The 16,548-nt window shown below is 68.7% G+C and carries 13 protein-coding genes and 5 pseudogenes; 6 read left to right on the forward strand and 12 right to left on the reverse strand.

What is annotated here, in order from left to right:
• From F1642_RS12530 to phhA, 7 genes and pseudogenes are all read right to left on the reverse strand, one after another.
• Positions 1–403: pseudogene (locus tag F1642_RS12530) on the reverse strand (AI-2E family transporter); the annotation flags it as partial.
• Between the two features lie 123 nt (positions 404–526).
• Positions 527–1,753: a saccharopine dehydrogenase family protein gene (locus F1642_RS12535; protein WP_046001263.1), complete on the reverse strand. Its 1,227-nt coding sequence runs from the start codon at positions 1,751–1,753 to the stop codon at positions 527–529.
• Positions 1,754–1,788: 35 nt separating this feature from the next.
• Positions 1,789–2,884: pseudogene (locus F1642_RS12540) on the reverse strand (carboxynorspermidine decarboxylase).
• Positions 2,885–2,992: 108 nt separating this feature from the next.
• The gene (locus F1642_RS12545) at positions 2,993–3,385 is read right to left on the reverse strand and encodes a hypothetical protein (protein ID WP_194886378.1); all 393 of its coding nucleotides are present in this window, start codon (positions 3,383–3,385) and stop codon (positions 2,993–2,995) included.
• A 10-nt stretch (positions 3,386–3,395) separates the two neighbouring features.
• Positions 3,396–4,181 (reverse strand): DUF6478 family protein, encoded by a 786-nt coding sequence (locus F1642_RS12550; protein WP_194886379.1) that lies wholly within the window; start codon positions 4,179–4,181, stop codon positions 3,396–3,398.
• 136 nt (positions 4,182–4,317) lie between these two features.
• Complete coding sequence (locus F1642_RS12555; protein WP_194886380.1) at positions 4,318–4,656, reverse strand: 4a-hydroxytetrahydrobiopterin dehydratase; 339 nt, start codon at positions 4,654–4,656, stop codon at positions 4,318–4,320.
• Between the two features lie 13 nt (positions 4,657–4,669).
• Positions 4,670–5,461, reverse strand: coding sequence for a phenylalanine 4-monooxygenase (gene phhA / locus F1642_RS12560; RefSeq protein ID WP_194886381.1), 792 nt, complete (start codon positions 5,459–5,461; stop codon positions 4,670–4,672).
• A gap of 119 nt (positions 5,462–5,580) precedes the next feature.
• Between phhA and F1642_RS12565 the strand changes: the two genes are divergently transcribed.
• Complete coding sequence (locus F1642_RS12565) at positions 5,581–6,042, forward strand: Lrp/AsnC family transcriptional regulator (protein ID WP_045982401.1); 462 nt, start codon at positions 5,581–5,583, stop codon at positions 6,040–6,042.
• Here F1642_RS12565 and cls read toward each other — a convergent pair whose 3' ends face one another.
• Positions 6,043–7,470: a cardiolipin synthase gene (gene cls, locus F1642_RS12570; RefSeq protein WP_045982400.1), complete on the reverse strand. Its 1,428-nt coding sequence runs from the start codon at positions 7,468–7,470 to the stop codon at positions 6,043–6,045. It lies immediately after the preceding gene.
• An 88-nt stretch (positions 7,471–7,558) separates the two neighbouring features.
• Between cls and accD the strand changes: the two genes are divergently transcribed.
• The 3 genes and pseudogenes from accD to F1642_RS12585 all read left to right on the forward strand — a co-directional run bounded on the left by accD (position 7,559) and on the right by F1642_RS12585 (position 10,214).
• The gene (accD, locus tag F1642_RS12575) at positions 7,559–8,500 is read left to right on the forward strand and encodes an acetyl-CoA carboxylase, carboxyltransferase subunit beta (protein WP_194886382.1); all 942 of its coding nucleotides are present in this window, start codon (positions 7,559–7,561) and stop codon (positions 8,498–8,500) included.
• 54 nt (positions 8,501–8,554) lie between these two features.
• Positions 8,555–9,822: pseudogene (locus F1642_RS12580) on the forward strand (folylpolyglutamate synthase/dihydrofolate synthase family protein).
• A gap of 26 nt (positions 9,823–9,848) precedes the next feature.
• Complete coding sequence (locus tag F1642_RS12585) at positions 9,849–10,214, forward strand: DUF983 domain-containing protein (protein WP_045982397.1); 366 nt, start codon at positions 9,849–9,851, stop codon at positions 10,212–10,214.
• A 19-nt stretch (positions 10,215–10,233) separates the two neighbouring features.
• Here F1642_RS12585 and F1642_RS12590 read toward each other — a convergent pair whose 3' ends face one another.
• Positions 10,234–12,117 carry an acyl-CoA synthetase gene (locus tag F1642_RS12590; RefSeq protein WP_194886406.1) on the reverse strand — a complete coding sequence of 628 codons (1,884 nt, stop codon included), beginning with the start codon at positions 12,115–12,117 and terminating at the stop codon, positions 10,234–10,236.
• Between the two features lie 160 nt (positions 12,118–12,277).
• Positions 12,278–12,784 (reverse strand): peptidoglycan-binding protein LysM, encoded by a 507-nt coding sequence (lysM, locus tag F1642_RS12595; protein WP_194886383.1) that lies wholly within the window; start codon positions 12,782–12,784, stop codon positions 12,278–12,280.
• Between the two features lie 158 nt (positions 12,785–12,942).
• Between lysM and F1642_RS12600 the strand changes: the two genes are divergently transcribed.
• Together F1642_RS12600 and F1642_RS16570 are read left to right on the forward strand one after the other, a co-directional pair.
• The gene (locus F1642_RS12600; RefSeq protein WP_255522436.1) at positions 12,943–13,488 is read left to right on the forward strand and encodes a CAP domain-containing protein; all 546 of its coding nucleotides are present in this window, start codon (positions 12,943–12,945) and stop codon (positions 13,486–13,488) included.
• Between the two features lie 190 nt (positions 13,489–13,678).
• Positions 13,679–13,852: pseudogene (locus tag F1642_RS16570) on the forward strand (CAP domain-containing protein); the annotation flags it as partial.
• 166 nt (positions 13,853–14,018) lie between these two features.
• On the opposite strand, the pseudogene F1642_RS12610 reads toward F1642_RS16570, so the two are convergent.
• Positions 14,019–15,822, reverse strand: a pseudogene (locus F1642_RS12610) (ABC transporter transmembrane domain-containing protein).
• A 70-nt stretch (positions 15,823–15,892) separates the two neighbouring features.
• On the reverse strand, positions 15,893–16,501 hold the full coding sequence (locus tag F1642_RS12615) for a 5'-methylthioadenosine/S-adenosylhomocysteine nucleosidase (protein ID WP_045983308.1): 609 nt from the start codon (positions 16,499–16,501) through the stop codon (positions 15,893–15,895).
• Positions 16,502–16,548: the final 47 nt, after the last annotated feature.

The following is a 16,548-nucleotide window of genomic DNA, read 5'->3' on the forward strand; positions in this document are numbered from 1 at the left end:
TGCGTGCGGCGGCCTCGCGCAGGTCCGACAGGCTGTCGCGGACGCTGTCGAACTTCTGCTCCAGCTTCGCGCTGATGATGGGCATGTTGCTCATCGCCCGGCTCAGCGGGCCGCTGGCGGCATAGGCGATGACCCCCACGGCCAGCAGGATCGACAGGGTGATGCCCGCCGCGGTCGCCGCATCCGGGATGCCGCGGCGTTCGGCAAAGCGGCGCAGGGGCGTGAAGACGAAGAACAGCAGCATCGCCATGGTGACGGGCATCAGGAAATCGCGCCCCGCGGCGATGGCGGCAAAGGCCATGACCAGAAAGATGCCGATCACGGCCCAGTTCGCCAGAACCGGGACCTTGCTGTCGGCGCGCTGTGAAAACCGTGGAAAAAGATGTCCTTCAGGACCTGGCATGTCGAACCCCCGATACGGGCGCCGCGTTCCCCAACGCCGGTGGCACCCGTGTGCTGCGCAAACGCAGGCGGCGGCCCGGATGTTCCGAACCGCCGCGTTCACGTTATTTCGGATCGGCCTGGATCAGACCGGATGATCGCCCGATGCGTCGATGACGCGGGTGGGAAGGCCCATCTCTCCCAGCAGCTCCAGGAAGGGTCGCGCGGGCAGATCCTCGACATTAGCCATCTTGCCCGCGTCCCACGGGCCGCGCGCGATCAGGATCGCCGCCGCGACCGGGGGCACGCCCGCGGTATAGCTGATGCCTTGGCTGCCGACCTCCTCGAAGGCCTCCTTGTGGTCGGCGACGTTGTAGATGAAGACCTCGGCCTCCTTGCCGTCGCGGGTGCCGCGGACCAGGTCGCCGATGCAGGTCTTGCCCTCATAGTCGGGGGCAAGGCTGGCCGGGTCGGGCAGCACGGCCTTGACCACCTTCAGCGGCACCACGTCCGTGCCGTCGGCCAGCGTGACCGGCTGTTCCGACAGCAGGCCCAGCTTCTGCAGGACGGTGAAGACGTTGATGTAATGCTCTCCGAACCCCATCCAGAACCGCACGTCGGCCTGCGGGTAGCGGGCCGACAGGCTGTGGACCTCGTCATGGCCGGACAGATAGGCGGTGCGCTTGCCCACCACGGGCAGGTCCCATTCGCGGCCGACCTCGAACATGCGGTTCTCCTGCCAGGCGCCCTTCTGCCAGGAATAGACCGTGCCGGTGAACTCACGGAAATTGATCTCGGGGTCGAAATTCGTGGCGAACCAACGGCCGTGCGATCCGGCGTTGATGTCCACGATGTCGATGCTGTCGACCTTGTCGAAATACTCGTCCTCGGCCAGGCGCGCATAGGCGTTGACCACGCCCGGATCGAAGCCCGCGCCCAGGATGGCGGTGATGCCCGCCTTGGCCACGTCCTCGCGGCGCTTCCATTCGTAATTGCCGTACCAGGGCGGCGTCTCGCAGATCTTGGCGGGATCCTCGTGGATGGCCGTGTCGATGTAGGCGGCGCCCGCGCGGATGCAGCCCTCAAGGACGGTCATGTTGATGAAGGCCGTGCCCACGTTGATGACGATGCCCGCATCCACCTGCCGGATCAGCGCCTCGACCGCGTCCGCGTCCATCGCGTCCAGCGCATGGCTGGTCCAGGCCATGTCATGACCCTTCTCGCGCAAGGACTGGATGATCGCGTCGGCCTTGGCCTGCGTGCGGTTCGCGATGTGCAGGTCGCCGAATTCGGCCGCCCATTGCGCGACCTTGTGGGCCGTGACCTGCGCCACGCCGCCCGCACCGATGATGAGCACGTTCTTTTTCGCCAATTCTGTCTCCTTCAGGTGGCAGAGGATGGGTGGCCTTAGGACAGGCTGCCTTTGTATTCGTCGTAACCGAAGCTGCGGACGGTGCGGATCGTTCCGTCCTCCTCGCGGCGCGCGATGGCGGGCATGGCGACGCCGTTGAACCAGTTCTTCTTGACCATCGTGTATCCGGCCGCATCCTGGATGCTGACCCGGTCGCCGATCCGCAGGGGCCGGTCAAAGCCCGCCTCTCCGAAGATGTCGCCCGCCAGGCAGGTCTTGCCCGCGATCTGGTAGCGGTGATCGCCCTCCTGCGGCAGGCGGGGCGTCCTGGCGATAGATCAGCAGGTCCAGCATATGCGCCTCGGTCGAGCTGTCCACGATCGCCACGGGCTTGCCGGTGTCGATGATGTCCAGGACGCTGACCTCCAGCGTGGTGGTGTTGGTGATGCTGGCCTCTCCGGGCTCCAGATAGGCCTGCACGCCAAAGCGGTCCTGGAAGGCCTTCAGGCGGTCGGCCAGCCGGTCCAGCGGATAGCCCTGGCCGGTGAAGTGGATGCCGCCGCCCAGGGACACCCAGTCCAGGCGCTTCAGGATGGCGCCGAACTCGTCCTCAATCCGGGTCAGCTGGCGGTCGAACAGGTCGAAGTCGCCGTTTTCGCAGTTGTAGTGGATCATCACGCCGCTGATGCGGTCCAGCGCGGATTCCAGCCGCTCCACGTCGCCTTCGCCCAGGCGGGAAAACGGCCGCGCCGGGTCGGCCAGATCGAAGCCGCTGGTCGAAAAGCGCGGGTTCAGCCGCAGGCCGGTCGCGATGCCCGCGGCCTTGGCGCCGAAGCGGTCCAGCTGCGACAGGCTGTTGAAGATGATCTTGTCGGCGTAACCCACCGCCTCGTCGATCTCGTGATCGGCCCAGGCCACGGAATAGGCGTGGGTTTCCTTGCCGAAGGTCTCATGCCCCAGGCGCAGTTCATAAAGCGACGAGGACGTGGTCCCGTCCATGTAGTCGCGCATCAGGTCGAAGACCGACCAGGTGGCAAAGCATTTCAGCGCCAGAAGCGCCTTGGCGCCCGACGCCTCGCGCAGATGGGCGACCTTTTCCATGTTGGCGCGCAGACGGGCCATGTCGATCAGGTAATGCGGCGTCTGCGGCAGGGTCATGGTCAACCTTACGTCAAGAAACACGGGGGGCGGGTCGCGAAGCCGCGATATAGCCACGCCCCCCGCTTTTCGCAAGGAACCATGACGGCCGGGTGACGGGACCTAGCGCCCGGTCAGGTCAGCGGCAAAGCGGCGCAGCTCTCGCTTGACCAGTTCCAGCTCGGCCCGCAGAGCGGCGATCTCGGCGGTCAGATCCTCGTCCAGGGGCTGGCCCGCCATCAGCGACAGCCGCGCCAGGACATACCCGTCCGGCCCGCTGTCCTGTCCCGGCCCCGCCGCCGTCTTCAGCAGCAGCGTCTGCACCCCGTCCGACAGGACCTGGGCCGGCAGGTCCGCCTCGACCAGCCAGCGGCCGGGGCCGTCGGCGGTCACGCGCGCCTCGGCCAGGACCTCGGCGTGCTGGATCAGCACGACCCGGATGCCGGGTGCGTCGATGCCCGTCAGCGCGCCGCGCCAGACGCCGCCCTTCAGGCCGTGATTGTCGAAATGCGGCATGGCCATATCCTCAGATCTGGGCGCGGGGATGGCGCGACAGGATGACATCGCGCAGGCCGACCGCGTTCATGAAGGGCGCCTCGAAGATCAGGTCCAGCCATGCCTTCTCGACCGACCGGGCGGACAGTTCGGCATAGCCCAGGTCGAACTCGACGATGCGGTCGCAATGGCGGCCCTCGATCGGCTCGCCCATCTTGCGCAGCATGGTTTCGGTGTTCGGACCCTGCTGGATGTTCAGCCGGGCATAGACCGCGATGGGGCGTTCCGCCTGCAGCGTCGCGTCCAGCCGGATGATGTGATGCCCGCCCAGATCACGCAGCGCCTCGACCGGCAGCGATAGCGAGAACGACAGGAAGCTGCCGGAAAACCCCATCACCTCCAGCGCCAGCCCGTAATCGGACAGGTCGGTGGCGCGGCGGTTGCGCACCTGCCGCAGGATCAGCGCACGTTCGGCGCAGTCGTGGAACAGCGCCACCTCGGGGGACAGCCACAGGCCCGCTTCCGGGGCGATCAGCGCGGGGGCGGCATGGCGCGCCTGCAGGATCTGGGGCCGCCAGCGCCAGTCGGTTCCCGCCGGCAGATCGATGCGCGACAGGGAATCGCGGGCGCCCACGCTGCGCGCGTCGGCGGCGTGCAGCAGACGCGACAGCACCTGATGCAGGTCGCGGGCCTCGTCGCGCAGGTCGGGATCCAGGGGCCGGTCGCGGCGCGTGACCGATTTCAGCATCCGCGACCATTGCCGGGCCGCATGGCCGCGCCGGCGGCGCGACAGCCAGCTGGTCTCATGGCGCGACATGGACGCGACCCCCGGTCTGGCGCCGGTCATCCCGGACAAGGCGACGATTCGTCATGCGGCACGGCCCGTATGCTGGAAACCCCTGGACTTGGGGATAGACCGTGACGGGCCGCCGGACAACCCTGACGCGTGCCGTTCAGGCCACCAGCGCGTCCAGCCGGGCGGCGCAGATGAAGTCGTTGTCGGTCAGCCCGCCGGCCTCGTGCGTGGTGAAGGTCACCGTGCAATAGCCCCAGCCGAAGGCGATGTCGGGATGGTGGCCCTGCTTGTTGCCCAGCCATGCGGCCAGGTTCGCCATCTCCACCGCCTTGGCGAACCCCTTGAAGGTGAAGCGCCGGCTGATGGCGGTGCCATCGTCCGACAGGGTCCAGCCCGTCAGCCGGGTCAGCATGGTGGCGGCGGTCGCCGGGTCGTGCGGTGCCACGCCCCCCTTGCAGGGTTCGCAGTCGCGGGCGGCAAGATCGCAGGTGGTCATGGCATCGGTCCTTTCAGGCGGCGGTCTTGGGCGGGTATTTCGGTGCGTGCAGCCCCAGGGCGCGGGCCTGGGCGATGTCGGCCAGCAGGTCGCGCCGGGCGGCGGCGAACAGGTCGTCCAGATCGTCTATCACGAAATAGACCGGCTGGTGGATATCGATCCGATAGGGCGTGCGCAGGATGTCGATCACGTCGAAAGGCCGCTGTTCCGCCTGCCCGGAAATGGCCCAGGGCAGTTCGGTGACCGAACTGGCCAGCCCCGACCCCAGGGCCTTCAGCTGGCCATCCTCGCGCATCAGCCCGAATTCGATCGAGAACCAATACAGGCGGATCAGCCAGGCAAAATCGGCCTTGTCGCAGCGCGTTCCCGCCGCGCCGATGGCCTGGCTGAAGGCGGCAAAGGCCGGATCGGTCAGCAGCGGGGTGTGGCCGAAGATCTCGTGGAAGATGTCCGGCTCTTCGATATAGTTGAAATGCTTGCGCTTGCGGATGAAGCTGGCGGCCGGGAACGTCCGGTCGGCCAGCATGCCGAAGAACCGCCCGAACCCGATCAGCGCCGGCACGGGTTCCACCCGCCACCCGGTCAGCGCGCCCAGCTTGGCCGACACCTCGGGGCATTGCGGCACACGGTCCTGCGGCAGGTCCAGCAGGTCCAGACCCCGCAAATAGGGCGAGGCCATCCGGTCCCGCACGGCGGGCAGCTGCTGGGCCATCAGGTCGCGCCAGACGGCATCCTCCTCGGCGTCATAGGCGATGAAACCCCGGTCATCGGCGACCTTGGCGGCATATTCGGTCGATTTCGGCATGGCACGTCCTCCTCTGCGGTCCAGATTACCGGATGTGGGGGAAAAACTTTGCCGGAATGGGTTGTCCAGCCGGCTTTGGCGGCACATCATCTCGCATATCGCCGAAACAGGGGAAACCGATGCCCGATCTGGACGACGCCGACCGCCGCATCCTGCGCCTGATGCAGCAGGACGCGACTTTGTCGACCCAGGGGCTGGCCGATGCGGCGGGCCTGTCGACATCGCCCGCGTGGCGGCGGCTGCGGCGACTGATCGAGACCGGGGTGATCGACCGGCAGGTGGCGCTGGTTCCGCCGGCCAAGGCCGGGCTGCATGCCCTTGCCTATGTCCAGGTGTCGCTGCTGGACCATACCGAGGCGACGCTGGCGCGGTTCGACCGCTTCGTGCAGACCGAGGCGCAGATCCTGGAATGCGCGACCATCACCGGCACCTTCGACTATCAGCTGAAGATCGTGGCGACCGACCCCGAGGGGCTGGAACATTTCCTGATGCGCCGGATGCTGTCCTTGGGCATCATCCGCAGCACGGTGACGCATTTCGTGCTGCGTCAGACGAAATACACGACCGCCCTGCCCCTGTGATCACAGCAGCGGCGATGCCAGCGCCAGGGCGTTGTTGCGGATGCGCCGCCACGGCGACCAGGCGCGCACCTGGTCCAGCGTGATCGCGTCGGCCCGCGCGACATAGCTGGCCTGCCGCGCATCCAGCAGCCCCACGAATTCCGGGTCATAGACCGCCATGTTGACCTCATAGTTCAGCTCGAAGCTGCGACGGTCCAGGTTCGCGCTGCCGATCATCGCCATGCGCCCGTCCACGGTCAGGATCTTGGAATGCAGTAGGCCGTCGCGGAACAGCATCAGCCGGACCCCGGCGGCCAGCAGCCCGTAATAGAAGCCCTGGCTGGTCGCCCCCACGATCAGGCTGTCGTTGCGGGCGGGCAGGATCATGGTGACCTGCACCCCGCGCCGCGCCGCCGCCCGGATCGCCGCGTCCAGCGCATCATCGGGGACATAGTACGGCGTGGTGATCACCACCCGGTCGCGCGCCGCGTGCAGCATCGCGGACAGGCAGTCCGACACGCTGCCCGCGCGCAGGTCGGGGCCGGTGGCCACCACCTGCGCCGCGACGCCGGGATCGGCCACCGGTGCCACCGGCTGCAGCATGGGGCCCAGATCGCGGCCGGTATAGCTCATCCAGTCCGACAGGAAGACGCCCTGCAGCTGGCGCACCGCCGGTCCCTCGACCCGAACGAGGATGTCGACCCAAGGGGCAAAGCGCGCCTTGATCGCGAACGCCATGTCCGCGCAGTTGCGGCTGCCGGTAAAGGCCACGGCATTGTCGATCACCAGGATCTTGCGGTGGTTGCGCAGATCCAGACGCTGGAACAGGATGCTGATGAAGGGCAGGCCCCAGGGAAAGGCGGTGACGCATTCCACGCCCGCCTGGCTCATCCGGTCCCACAGTTCCGACCGGACCAGCGACCGCGACCCAAGGGCGTCGACGATGACGCGGCATTGCACGCCGCGATCCTCGGCGCGGCACAGGGCCTGGGCGACCTTGGTGCCGCTGGCATCGGGCAGCCAGATGTAGAACAGCAGATGCACGTGATCGGTCGCCGCATCGATGGCCGCGACCAACTCGTCGATCGCCCCGTCGCTCTCCTCCAGCAGCTGCAGGCTGTTGCCCTGGACGGCTTGCATGCCGCCCACCGCCTCGTTCGCGGCGATGATCGGGCCCGCCGGGTCGGACCGGTCGGCGCGGACGGCGGGCACGGCGGTGCGCAGGCCGGTCAGGCGGTCGCGCACGTCGGACATGCGCTGGACCTCGGCCTGCTTCATGCGGACCTCTCCGAACAGCAGATAGGCCGCGATCCCCAAAAGCGGCACCGCCTCGACGACCATGATCCAGGCCAGCCGCACCGAGGGCTCGACCCTGGGACGCAGCAGCACGCGGGCGATGATCACCAGCGACAGGGTCGTGTGCGTGAAAAAGAACAGGGTCGTCCACATGCCCGGCATCATCAGCCGCCCCCCCGGCAATTGCAATTCCCCGCGTGGGGCCCTATCTGGGGGCCTGAAACAGCCAAGGCCATTCGCGATGAACTGGATCACGAACTACGTCCGCCCGCGCATCAACTCGCTGTTCTCGCGGCGCGAAGTCCCCGAGAACCTGTGGACGAAATGCCCCGAATGCGGGACGATGCTGTTCCACCGCGAATTGTCGGACAACCTGAACGTCTGCACGAACTGCGATCACCACATGGCGATCACGCCGCGAGACCGCTTCGGTGCGCTGTTCGACGGCGGCGCCTTCGTCGAGGTCAAGGTCCCCGAGCCCATCGCAGACCCGCTGCAGTTCCGCGATCAGAAGAAATACCCCGACCGCATGAAGGCCGCGCAGAAATCCTCCGGCGAAAAGGAGGCCATGCTGGTCGCCGAGGGAGAGATCGGCCGCACCCCGGTCATCGCCGTGGGCCAGGACTTCAGCTTCATGGGCGGGTCCATGGGCATGTATGTGGGCAACGCGATCGTGGCGGCTGCCGAACGGGCGATCAAGGTCCGAAAGCCGATGATCCTCTTCTCCGCCGCGGGCGGCGCCCGCATGCAGGAGGGGATCCTGTCCCTGATGCAGATGCCCCGCACCACCGTCGCGGTCGGGATGCTGCGCGAGGCCGGCATTCCCTACATCGTCGTGCTGACCCACCCGACCACGGGCGGCGTCACCGCCAGCTATGCCATGCTGGGCGACATCCACATCGCCGAACCAAACGCGCTGATCTGCTTTGCCGGCCCGCGCGTGATCGAACAGACGATCCGCGAAAAGCTGCCCGAAGGGTTCCAGCGCGCCGAATATCTGCTGGAACACGGCATGCTGGACCGCGTGACCCATCGCGGCAAGCTGCGCGACGAACTGGTCTCGATCCTGCGGATGCTGGGCGGCCTGCCCGCCCCCACCCGCGCCGACCTGCCAGCGCCCGAACCGGTCAACGACCCGATCCCGGCGCCGGCCCCCACGCCCGCGCCGGCCCCGGCCGAGTAATTCTTCTTTGTCGAAATACCCCGGGGGTCCGGGGGCTGGCCCCCGGTGCATGACATGACCACATCCGATGCGATCTTGTCGCGCCTCATGGCGCTGCACCCCAAGGTGATCGACCTGTCGCTTGACCGGATGCACCGCCTTCTGGCGGCCTTGGGCAACCCCGAACGCGTCATCCCCCCGGTGATCCACATCGCGGGCACCAACGGCAAGGGCAGCACGCATGCGATGATCCGCGCGGGCCTTGAGGCCGGCGGCGCGCGGATTCATGCCTATACCTCGCCGCACCTGGCCCAGTTCCGCGAACGCATCCGCCTGGCGGCACCCTGATCGAGGACGACGCCCTGGCTAACCTGCTGGCCCAGGTCGAGGGCGCGAATGACGGCCAGCCCATCACCTTCTTCGAGATCACCACCGCCGCGGCCTTCCTGGCCTTCGCCCGCACCCCCGCGGACTTCACCCTGCTGGAGGTCGGACTGGGCGGGCGCCTGGATGCGACCAACGTCATCGACGCGCCGCGCCTGACGGTCATCACGCCGGTCTCGATCGACCACACCCAGTACCTGGGAGAGACGCTGCCCCTAATCGCCGCCGAAAAGGCCGGCATCATCAAGCCCCGCGTCCCCGTCATCGTCGGCCCCCAGGACGACGAAGCCCTGCGCGTGATCGAGGCGCGCGCCATGGGCCTGTCCGCGCCCATCGTCGCACATGGCCAGCACTGGATGATCCAGCCGGAGCGCGACGGCATGGTGTTCCAGGACGATCACGGGCTGTGGGACCTGCCCCGCCCGAACCTGATCGGCCCGCACCAGGTCCAGAACGCGGGCACCGCGCTGGCCGCCCTGCGCGCGCTTGGCGCCACCGACGCGCAGGCTCGCGCCGCCGTCACGCAGGCCGAATGGCCCGCCCGGATGCAGCGCCTGCGCCATGGTCCGCTGGTCGATCTGGCCCAGGGGGCAGAGCTGTGGCTGGACGGCGGGCACAACCCCGCGGGCGGGCAGGCGCTGGCCGCGACCCTGGCCGCGATGCCCGCGCGCCCCACGCATCTGGTCTGCGGCATGCTGAACACCAAGGATGTCGCGGGCTATCTGCGTCCGCTGGCCGACCACGCCGCCAGCCTGACCGCCATCGACATCCCCGGAGAGCCGAACACCCTGCCCGCCACCCAGACCGCCGACGCCGCGCGCCAGGTCGGCATGACCACGCATGTGGCCCAGGATGCCGCGCAGGCGGTGGAACAGCTGGTGACCCGCCACCCCGGCGCGCGTATCCTGATCTGCGGATCCCTGTATCTGGCCGGGCGCATCCTGCGCGACAACGGCTAGGCCACGCCCGAACCCAAGGACAGCCCATGACCCAGATCCGAGACAGCCGCGCCGCCATCCTGCGGGGTGTCATGAACCGCTGCCCTTCCTGCGGAGAGGGGCAGCTGATGCAGGGCTATCTGAAGGTGAACCCGGTCTGCGCGCATTGCCAGGCGCCCCTGTCCCGCTATCCGGCGGCGGACGGGCCGGCGTTCTTTACCATGACGGTGATGCTCCTGGTGCTGATCCCGCTGTTCGGCATCATCTGGAACGTCTGGCGCCCCGAACCCGCGACGCTGCTGGCGGTCACCGGGCTGATCACCACGGTGATGACGCTGGTGCTGCTTCGCCTGATCAAGGGCGCCTTCATTGGCTATCTGTGGGCCAAGGACGAACAGGACCGGGGCGCCTGACGGCCCCCGGTCCCCGCCCTCACGCCCAGTCCCAGGGCGTCGTGAACTGACCCAGCCTCTCGTGGACCTGATCCTCGGCGACGTTGCCCTCGCGCGACAATCGGGCGACCAACCCGCGCTTCTTGTCCTCGCGCACCTCGACCACGCGGGCGCCGGTGCCCTGCAGGGCGGCGTCATAGACGCGGCTGATGGCCAGGCGGCGCAGGTCCGGCTTGAAGATCTTGCCGACCGCGGTCTTGGGCAGCTCCGACAGGATCTCGATATGCTTGGGGACGGCGGCGCGTTCATGGATATGGTCGCGGGCATGGGCCGCCAGTTCGTCCACGGTCACGGTGGCTCCACCGACCAGTTCCACATAGACGCAGGGCAGTTCGCCCGCGAAGGCGTCGGGCTGGCCGATGGCCCCGGCGAACGCGACGGCGGGGTGCGACAGCATCCCCTCCTCGATCTCGGCGGGGTCGATGTTGTGGCCGCCGCGGATGATCAGGTCTTTGGCCCGCCCGGTGATCCACAGATAGCCGTCCGCGTCGATCCGGCCCAGATCGCCCGTGCGCAGGTACCGATCGTCGGCGAACAGCTTATGGTTCTTGTCGGCCTCGGTATAGGTCGAGCCGGGGAAGACACCGGGATTGGCGACGCAGATCTCTCCGACGACATCGGTGGGGCATTCATGCACCCGGCCCGCATCGTCGTGGTTCAGGATGCGGACATGCGTGTGCGGCAGCGGGATGCCCACCGAGCCCACCTTCTTCAGCCCGTCCACCGGGTTGCAGCTGACCAGGCAGGTGGCCTCGGTCAGGCCGTAGCCTTCGGCGATCTCCACCCCGGTGGCCGCCTTGAAGCGGTTATACAGCTCGATCGGCAGCGGCGCCGAACCCGAAATGGCGGTCTTCAGGCTGCCCACATCGGCGTTGACCGGGCGCTGCATCAGGGCGGCGATGGCCGTGGGCACGGTGATCAGGAACGTCGCCTGCCACCGCTCGATCAGCTTCCAGAAATTGTCGAAGACCCCGTCGCCCCGGTATCCGGCGGGCGTGGGCATCACCACATGCGCGCCGGACGCGATGCAGGACATCAGCACCGGATAGGCCGCAAAGACGTGGAACATCGGCAGCGGGCACATCAGCACGTCGGTCTCGTCGAACAGCAATGTGCCGCCCAACCAGCCGTTATAGATCATGCCGCTGTACTTGTGCTGGGCCACCTTGGGCGTGCCGGTGGTGCCGCCAGTGTGGAAATAGGCCGCGACGCGGTCGGCCTTGGGGTCGTCGAATTCCAGGGCGGTATGCTTGCGCGCGCTGGTGGCGGCCTCGAAATCAAGGACCTTGGCCTTGTGCCGGACCTTCACCTTGGGGCGGATCAGCGGCACGATAAAGCGTTTCAGGCCGCGCAGATGGCGGTTCAGGTCGACCTCGACCACATGGGTGACGTTCGGGGCCTGTGCCACCGCCTCGGCGGCCTTCTGCGCCACGTCGGTCTTGGGAAAGGCCTTCAGCGTGACCAGCACCTTGGCATTCGTCTCGCGCAGGATGCCGGCGATCTGGGTGGCGTCCAGCAGCGGGTTGATCGGGTTCACGATCCCCGCCGTGGCCCCGGCCAGCAGGACCACCGGCGTCTCGATGCTGTTGGGCAGAAGGTAGGCGACGGTGTCGGTCGGCCCCACGCCCAGACTGCGGAACAGGTTGGCGGTTTCGGTCACGCGTTCCAGAAGGTCCTGCCAGGACAGGGTGACGGCGTGATCCTTGGGCCCGGACAGCAGCTGGAACGAGATCGCGGGCCGCTGCGGAAACCGCTCGGCCGTGCGCGACAGGAATTCATAGATCGTGACCGGCAGGCCGCGCGCGTCAAAGCTGCCTTCCTGTTCGATCCTGTCGCGGTCCGCATAGCTGCCGAACTTGCCCATCTGGTCCCCCTGCTGTCGGGCCGCATCGGCTGCGGCCCCTCCCTGCGGGTCAGGATGGTCCGACAAGGCCGGGCGGGCAAGTCCCGACCGGTCCGCCGCATGTGAAAACGCCGCGTCAACCGATGGCCGACGCGGCGTCATGACGGTCCGACCGGAGTGGTCAGTCCGCGGCGGGAATGCGCAGGACCTGGCCCGGATAGATCTTGTCGGGATCGCTCAGCATCGGGCGGTTCGCCTCGAAGATCGCGGCGTACTTGTTCGCGTTGCCCAGGTGCTCCTTGGCGATGGCGGACAGGGTCTCTCCCTTCTTCACGGTGTGGAAGACAGGTTGGGGCGCGTCGGCGGGCAGGTCGGCCTCGACCTTGGCGATGCCCTCGATGTTGCCGACGGCCAGGATCAGCTTTTCCAGTGTCTCGCGGTCGGCGCCCTTGGATTCGACGACCACCGTGTCGCCGCGCAGGCGCAGGTGCACGTCGTCGCCGTCCAGGTTCAGCGCGCGCAGCTCCGCCTTCAGCGCCGCGACCTTGCGCTGCGTGTCGTCCTGGGCCGCGGGCTGCGCGGCGGCGGGGGCTGCGGCAGGGGCCGCGGCGGCGGGCTTGGGCGTGGCGGCCTCGGCCTTGCCGAAGACCGACTTGCCCGCGTCTTTCACGAAATCCCAGATGGCCATGTGCAAAGGTCCTTGTGATGTTCCGCCACCGAACGACCGCCATGTCGGCACGGTTCCGCCAAACCAGGGCGCCAAGGCCGCATCGGGGCGAAAGCGCTTGTTAACCCGGGGCGGCTATAAGAACCAAGGCGCGCTTGGAAACGGGGTCACCGCAGGGCATGACGAACTGGACAGGATACGGACGGGGATCGCTGATGATCCTGGGCGCGGCGCTGCTGGCGGGATGCGCGGCCACCCCGCAGGCGCCGGTGGGACACGACCCCCACGCGGTCCAGGTCGGCCCGCCCGGACCCGCACAATGCGGCGCGACGGCGCCGGACCGGAACGCGATGGCGGCGCAGGTGAGCAACCGCGCGCGGGCCCGCGCCGGCCTGACGCCACTGCGCGCCGATCCCCGGCTGGCCCGGGTCGCGGCGCGCCATGCCTGCGACATGGCGCAGCGCGGGCGCATGACCCATCTGGGCAGCACCACCACCGGTCCCGCCATGCGCCTGAAGCAGGCGGGCTATCAGCCCACCGTCTCGGCCGAGAATATCGCCGCGGGGCCATTCTTGCTGCCGCGGGTGCTGTCGGAATGGACGGCCTCGCCGGGGCATCACGCCAACATCATGCTGCCGCAGGTGCGCGATTTCGGCGTGGGACAGGCGACGTCCCAGGACGGGCGCACGACCTATTGGGCCGCCGTCTATGCGGCCCCCCGTTAGGCCGCGGGCATGACCTGCGGCCCGACTCGTTCGGATGACCACAAAGACGAGGATCGGATGACCCGACATTTCAACCGCATCGCCGCGCTGGCGCTGATCGTGGCCGGCGCATGGCCGGCCCATGCGTCGACATCCTGCGCCACGCCCCCCGCCCCGGGCCAGTCAGGCGATCGCGTCCTCCGTCAGCCAGATGCGGGCCCAGGCCGGGCTGGGCGCGGTGACGGTCGATCCCGCGTTGACGGCGGCGGCGACCCGCCAGGCCTGCGAGATGGCCGCCCGCGGCAGGCTCAGCCATCGGGGCGGCGGGGGCGTCAAGGCACGCGCCCGGTCGGCGGGCTATGCCGCCTCCGTCGTGGCCGAGAACATCGCCGCGGGCCAGCGCGACGCAGGCGCCGCGATGCGCAGCTGGGCGCGGTCGGCGGGCACCGGTCGAACATGCTGCATGCGCGGGTGCGCCACGTGGGCATCGGCCAGGCGCTGGCGGCGGACGGGCGGACGGTGTTCTGGGCGATGGTGCTGGCCGCCCCGCGCTAGGCGGGGTCGACCGGCCTGTCACCCGGCCCGTCGGTGAACTGCATCCGCGCCAGGCGTGCATAGAGCCCGCCCTGCGCGACCAGTTCGTCATGGCTGCCGGTGGCCACGATCCGGCCCTGATCCAGGACCACGATCCGGTCGGCCTTCTTGACCGTCGCCAGGCGGTGGGCCACGACGACGGTCGTGCGCCCCTCGGCCAGGCGGCTGACGGCGGCCTGGACCAGCGATTCGGATTCCGCGTCCAGCGCGCTGGTCGCCTCGTCCAGCAGCAGGACCGGCGCGTCGCGCAGGATCGCGCGGGCGATGGCCACGCGCTGGCGCTGACCGCCGGACAGCATCACGCCGCGTTCGCCCAACGCGGTGTCATATCCCTGCGGCAGGGCCGCGATGAAGTCATGCGCATGCGCCGCCCGCGCCGCGGCCTGCACCTGCGCGTCGGTCGCGTCGGGGCGGCCAAGGCGGATGTTGTCGGCGGCGGATGCGGCAAAGATCACCGGGTCCTGGGGAACCAGCGCGATATGGCTGCGCAGATCGACGCGGGCCAGTTGGCGCAGGTCGGTGCCGTCCATCGTCACGCGACCCGATTGCGGGTCCCAGAACCGCTGGATCAGCTGGATCACGGTCGTCTTGCCCGCCCCAGACGGGCCGACCAGCGCCACGGTCTCCCCCGGCCGGATGGTCAGGTCGATCCCGTGCAGGGCCGGCGCGTCGGGACGCGAGGGAAAGCTGAAGGCCACCCCCTCCAGCACGATCTCTCCGCGCACGGGCAGCAGCAGGGGCACCGGGCGCGCCGGATCGGTCAGCGTGTCCGTCGCGGACAGCAGTTCGGCCAGGCGTTCGGTCGCCCCGGCGGCGCGTTGCAGTTCGCCCCAGATCTCGGACAGGGCGCCGGCCGCGCCCGCGACCAGGATCGCATAGATCACGAACTGCACCAGCTGGCCCGCGGTCATCACCCCGTCCTGGACGTCGCGGGCACCGACCCACAGCACGCCGATCACGCCCGCAAAGATCAGGAAGATCACGATGGCGGTCATCACCGCGCGGGGTGCCGATGCGGGTGCGGGCCACGACATAGGACTGTTCGGTCACGTCGTCAAAGCGCACCATGCTGCGCGCCTCGGCGGTGTAGGCCTGGATGGTCTGGGCGGCCAGCAGGGTTTCGGACGCTGTGCCCGAGGATGCGGCGATCCAGTCCTGGTTGGCGCGCGACAGGGCGCGCAGGCGGCGTCCCAGCACGATGATCGGGATCAGGATGGCGGGCACGATCAGCAGCACCAGCCCCATCAGCTTGACCGAGGTCCAGGCCAGCATCGCCATGCCCCCCGCCAAGATCAGCATGTTGCGCAGGGCGATGGACAGCGACGACCCCACGACCGACTGGATCAGCGTGGTGTCGGTGGTGATGCGCGACAGGATTTCCCCCGTCATCACGCGTTCGAAGAAGGCGGGCGACAGGGTGATCACGCGGGCATAGACGGCCTTGCGGATGTCGGCCACGACCCGTTCGCCCAGCCGTGTCACGAAGAAGTACCGCGCCGCCGTGCCCAGGGCCAGCAGCGCTACGATCATCAGGGCCGCGCCGAAATACTTGTCCAGAAGGCCCGCGCCGTCGTCGAAATTGTCGACCACCCGGCGTGCGGCCAGTGGCAGGATCAGGCTGATCGCCGATGTCAGCACCAGCGCCACCAGCGCCAGCACCATCTGCCCGCGATAGGGCCGGACGAACGGCCACAGCGCGCCAAGCGCCCCCACCCGCCGGCTGGTGGGCCGGTCTTCCAGATTGCTTGCGCCGCGTGCCATGCTTGCCCGTCTTTGTCCGTTGCCGCCCCGGTTTAGGGGGCCGCCGCCCCAAGGACAAGCGTGCGCCCTGTCACAGGACCAGCCGTCCCTGCGCCAGCGCCTTGTGCAGCAGGTCCACCGCCGCGGCCAGCTTGCCGTCGATCACCTGAAGATAGCGGGTCCAGTCGTCCATCCCGCCCAGATCGGCCGCCCCGTCGGAGATGCCGCGCAGCCCGATCAGCGGCACGCCGAAATTCTGGGCGGCGCGCAGGTGGGCAAAGGTCTCCATGTCGACCATGTCCTCCTCGATCGCTGCATAGGCCGGGCCGCTGACGATGTCGGCGCCGGTGGACAGGCTGGCCACCGGCAGGCCGGGGATGCGGTGCGGCAGGTCGATCACCCGCGGCAGGTCCAGAAGCGGCGTGCAGCCCCGCGCGAACCCCAGCGCGCTGGCATCCATGTCGCGCCAGGCGACGGCGCCCACCTGATAGACCTCGGTCTGGGCCAGACGCGCGGACCCGGCCGACCCCAGCGATACGATCAGCCGGGGCAGCCGGTCCATGCGGGCCAGCGCGGCGGTCAGCTGGACCGCGGCCTCGATCGGGCCGATGCCGGTCATCAGCGGCTGGATGCGCGCGCGCAGGGCCGGGCCGTATTCGGGCTGGGCGGCCATCACGAACAGGATCGGCAGGTCGGTCATCGGCGCACCTTCGTCAGCGGGGATCGCGTCGGGCGTCGCACGGGCAC

The sequence above is a fragment of the Paracoccus sp. NBH48 genome (assembly GCF_015390265.1).
GTDB lineage: Bacteria > Pseudomonadota > Alphaproteobacteria > Rhodobacterales > Rhodobacteraceae > Paracoccus > Paracoccus marcusii.